Source organism: Moorena sp. (assembly GCF_982860115.1).
On record NZ_CEYLVT010000197.1, the window covers coordinates 1 to 5,036 of the forward strand.

The 5,036-nt window shown below is 44.3% G+C and carries 2 protein-coding genes and 1 pseudogene; 2 read left to right on the forward strand and 1 reads right to left on the reverse strand.

Features of this window, described 5'->3' with window-relative positions:
- The first annotated feature begins 260 nt into the window (after positions 1–260).
- On the forward strand, positions 261–800 hold the full coding sequence (locus AC4II3_RS25300; protein WP_488009078.1) for a hypothetical protein: 540 nt from the start codon (positions 261–263) through the stop codon (positions 798–800).
- A gap of 24 nt (positions 801–824) precedes the next feature.
- Here AC4II3_RS25300 and AC4II3_RS25305 read toward each other — a convergent pair whose 3' ends face one another.
- On the reverse strand, positions 825–1,055 hold the full coding sequence (locus tag AC4II3_RS25305; RefSeq protein WP_490722919.1) for a hypothetical protein: 231 nt from the start codon (positions 1,053–1,055) through the stop codon (positions 825–827).
- Between the two features lie 2 nt (positions 1,056–1,057).
- Between AC4II3_RS25305 and AC4II3_RS25310 the strand changes: the two are divergent.
- Positions 1,058–5,036: pseudogene (locus AC4II3_RS25310) on the forward strand (hypothetical protein); the annotation flags it as partial.

A 5,036-nucleotide genomic window follows, 5' to 3' on the forward strand; every position in this document is an offset into this window, starting at 1 on the left:
CCTCATTTTCCGCCTCGTAGCCAGGCTTTGGATAGCCCGCCCCGTAACGCACCACCGTGTCAAAGAGCAAAAATGAGATGCACCCAAGGCAAGAGGCAAGATGGGAAAGATATCCGGAGTTTTATTGCCCAATAAAAAAATAAATTTTAGGTTTACTTTTTATTGGATATATGATATATAATGAAAAGCAAAATGTCTAAGTTAATTGTTGTAAATTGATAGTTGTTGAAACTAACTATTTTTGAATAAGGAGCAAAAAAATGTCAGATACTGAAACTAAAACTAAAGTATTTTTTGGTGTTTCTCTAGAACTGGCTGGGAAGACAATTTCCCTAGAACCTAAAAATGCAATTGATGAGATTAAAGAAAAGGGAATTGAAGTTGAACTTCCGGCAGGGGAGAGAGTCTACCTTGGTACGGTTGGTACCTCTCTTATTAATATTATGGGTACTCTAGGTGTCGCTCTAGATCCCGATGATAATGAGAATAATTTTATATTGACCGAAGATACTGAGATTGATGGTAGGATAGTGGAAAAAGGATCGATCAATCCGACTTTATTGCCCGATATAGATGTATTAGAGCAGGCTGCTAATCTCGTTTTAGAAGCTGGTTTATATGTGGATGAATTTCATGTCAGAATACCTGGTGCCGCCACTGAGAATGGAAAGGTAGCCCAAGACAAGACAGCTTACACTGTTGGACTATCAGCAGAATGGCAAGATGATGCAGGTCAATTAATTGAGGGATTAGACCTCAAATTAAGGGGGATCTATTTCAAAATCAGTAATGAAGAATAGCGATCAGCGATCAGCGATCAGCGATCAGCTATCAGCTAATGCTTCACAGCGTCGAAGCCTGTGCCACTTGGCTTTTAAATAAAATAAGCTGAGGGCTGTTCGCGTAGCGTGAGCTTTTAGCTCACGGCTCACGGCTGTTCGCGTAGCGTGAGCTTTTAGCTCACGGCTGACGGCTGACCACTGACCACTGACCGCTGATTTCCGATAATTCCATTTTTGCCTAGTAATCTTTTCTGAATCGAGCGATGACTGCAATAGTGCAAAGAACAACGAGTGTTAGCTTTGGTATGATCTCCGAGCTAACCGTTGCTGGTGAAACCGTCAATTTGATCCTGGAGAAAATTGAAGACCGCAACGTAACGGTTTATCAGGGCGGTATGATTGCTGGACAGCGACTTTATGTCGTGGCGCTTTTGGAAGAATTAATTCCAGAATTAGATGCACCAGACTCGATTCAGAACTTAGCCATTACTAAAATGGCGGTGGAATTGCGACCGGATAAAGGGGCATTTTCTTTTGAGGCTGCTATTGAAAATGCCTGGTCGATTACCCTCGATTCGGGGCCAACCTTATCGATCAAACAGCTTGCTCTGTCAGTGTCGTCGGTCAAATCTTCTGGCTCAACCAATGGCACTCAACAGAATACGGCAGAATCCCTCTCCCAGCAGCGAAAACTGTCATTTGAGGGGCTGTTTGAGTTATTTGGGGGCGAATTTGCGGTTAAGGTCGCCCATCAATTTTCGTCACAGAGTGGCATAATTGCCAGTCAGTGGGCATTTTCTGCCACTGCTGAAAATATCAGCATTACCGAAGTTATCAAAGCCTTTGGATTTTCCCAGGATAAACTCGATGAGTATGGGTTGCGGGATTTAGTAGTTTCCCTGGCATTTGCGCTACAACAAACCCGCTATCAAGACAATAGTACCCAAATCGTCGAATCCCGCTATACCTTCACCGGATCCATGGATTGGGATACTGGCATTGCCTTAGTGCCAGGGGAAGAAACCCTGCAAATCCAAGCAGGGATTGAAATTTCCAAAACCTCCAGTAATAGATCCGGGGGAACCTCTACGACCCTAAAAGGCGCGATCGCAGGAACGGTCAAAGCCTCGATTCCCTTTTTCGATACCTTACAACTCTCGGTTATCTATACCTTTAGCCAAACCAGTAGCACCTCTAGCTCTGGTCGTTCATCCCAAGCCCTGGCAAATCGTACCGGTGAGTTAATTTTCCAACTCCAAATCAGTACCCTGTTGTTGAGCGCAGTCTACACCGATATCAATAATCGTAAACTGTTGCGGTTTAGCGTTAGTTTGGTCAGTGGAAAGAATCCCACCATTGGTGACCTGATTGCCTATATTGTCAGCGTCTATGACTCCAGCATTATTGACTTTGAACTCGATCCACCCTGGGATGAATTTGCTAAAGAAGAGATAGCGCTAGATAAGTTTAGTCTGGAGATAGACCTAACCGATAAATCCATCACCATTTCCTACAAGGCTACCTTGAATGTCTTGATTGCTAAGGTATCCAATGTGGGGCTGTCTTACCAGTTTGGGACTAAGTCATCTCAGGTTAGTACCCAACAAAATAATGCCAGAACAGCATCCAATAAGAAAATAGCGATCGCAGTAGACTTAAGTATTCCTGGAGAACCCAAAAAGCGAGTTCAGTGGGACCCAGTCAATGAAAATCCCCCACAAGTGCCCAGCACTAAAGCCCCGATCTTCGAGCTGAAGTTCCTGGCTTTGGGACAACGGGTTGCCTTTGCACCAGAAATTGTTCAGGAAGCTCGTACTATTGAGCAATTCACCACGGTGATGCGCCAAACCTTGGTACCCCTTCCCCCTATTAAACGGCGGCAAAATCCCCTCACAGCTCTGCAACAGTCCTTACCCTCAGTCGTCAGTTCTGACCCCACTCAACCAATTCAATTTTCAGGTCAGCCAATACAGTTTAGTGCAGAGAGTGGGTGGTTAATTGGTGCCCAATTTGTGATTTTGGGTTCCATTGAGATCAGTGTAATTTTCAACGATCCCTTTATCTATGGGCTGCGCATTAGCTTGTCGGGACCCCCGGTACAGAGTTTTGCTGGATTTGAATTTGAAATCCTCTATCGCCGCATTAGTGACACTGTCGGGGTCTATCGCAGTGAGCTGGTTTTACCGGACACCATGCGGTATATCGACTTTGGTGCTGTTCATATTACCCTGCCAGTGGTTGCCATTGAAATCTATACCAATGGGGACTTTGGTATCGATGTGGGCTTCCCTTGGGGTGGTGACTTTTCGAGATCCATTGCTGTTAATGTGGGCATCTTTTTAGGGTTAGGGGGCTTCTATTTCAATAAACTTAGTGCAGAAACAGCCACCAGTGTTCCCGACATTGTTAGTGGCACCTTTGACCCGGTATTGGAATTTGGCATTGGCTTACAGGTCGGGTTGGGGAAAATTATCAATAAAGGTCCTCTGCGCGCCGAATTCAGCATTACCATCCATGGGATTTTGCAAGGGGTGTTTGCTACCTATAATCCCACCGATACTAATGAGAAAAAGGCCACCTATTACCAGATTCAGGGTGGTGTAGCCATTGTTGGTCGCATCTATGGTGTCGTGGACTTTAAGGTGATTAAGGTTGATATAGAAGTCCTGGTTAAAGCTGCGGTGCTGTTTGTGGTGGAGGTATACAAAGCGATTCAGGTGGCTCTGGTGGCTACGGTTTCTGTCAAAGCATCGGTCAAGATTGGCTTTGTCCGGATCAGATTTAAGTTTAAATTAACCGTGCGGGAGCAATTTGTCCTCGGTTCAGATAGCACACCACCCTGGCAACTCGCTCCTGACTCTGGGGGAGCCATAGCTCCCCCAGAGTCATTATTTACTGCCCGTGCTCAAACCGTGCGTCCCCCTCGAATGCAGAAAAATGCTAGGGCTAATCGCTCCTTTGCTTTTGCTAAAGCCCAGACCATTAGTAGCACAGGAACAGTTACAAATGCTACTACTACAAATGTCACTACTGAAACATCTGGTGGACGGTCATTGCGATGGGATGATGGCACAACGGGAATTAAGCTATACCCCTCCGACGAGAAGCTTAGCCTCGATATTTATTTTCAACCGTCCTTTACTAAGACCGAAACAGGGGTAAGTGGTATCGGGTTATTGTTTATGGAAAACTCGATTCCCTTAAATGATGATGATACTTCTACCAATGCTAATAATGATACGGACTTTGATGAGTTAGTTAAAGCCCTATTCAAATGGGTGATTTATGCCTATTTATCAGATAGTGAGCGTAATGCTTTAACTATCGACCCAAGTGCTGTTAATGTTGATGATCAAGTCTTAACGTTGGAATTGTTAGAAGATGTTTATACCCTATTCGTTAACTACTTAGAGGAAGAACCGGCGGATGAGTTTTGGGAACCCCTGATTCGATTCTTGTCTACCAATTTTATCTTTGAGATCACCGACAGCCCCATCGATAATAAGACGGAAATTAGTGGTACCCTTTTCCCGATGTTTCCTCAACTTCAGATGGAACTCAAGGATGGTGCTGATACTGTTATCAATACCGTTTATTTTGATAGGCCGAAATATTCTCCCGCTCAAATCAAGGCGATTCAAACTTATTTTCAATCCTCCAACTATAACCATAACCAGAGCACAGAAGAAGTCCTGGGACAAATACCGACCAACGATGCATCCGCAGAGTTAGCGATCGCTGAACTTTTATTTATTGACTACTTCACCTTAATTATTCGCTCTGCGGTGCAGCTTGGGATCGATTATGTCAGGGATAAAAAAGAGGGGGTTAATGCTGATGGCACGATTACCCTAGACACTTTATTAAATAAGTTAAATGGTGGTGAGTCGTTCGAATCCTTAGCGGGAATGACCTCACGATTCTTGTTGCATGGATTGCGAATGCCCACCTTTACAGAAGATAACACTACAGAAGATAACACTACAACTATTAATGGACAACAAGCTGCTTATCTTGCTACAGGACAACAATTTACTGTTACAGTTACGCGCACTGCTCCCACAAAAGACGGGGATAGTGAGACGGTAACGATTAGCCCCAATGAAATCCGGTTATTTCAACCGGATACTTTGACTTGGATTCGACTAATTGATGATCAAAGTCAGACCACTAACAGTCAAACTAGTCAGACCACTGACAGTCAAACTAGTCAGACCACTGACAGTCAAACTAGTCAGACCAGTGATAGTCAAA

What these genes read in the sequence shown, in the direction of transcription:
- AC4II3_RS25300 (WP_488009078.1), top strand. Translation starts at nt 261, where the DNA reads ATGTCAGATACTGAAACTAAAACTAAAGTATTTTTTGGTGTTTCTCTA.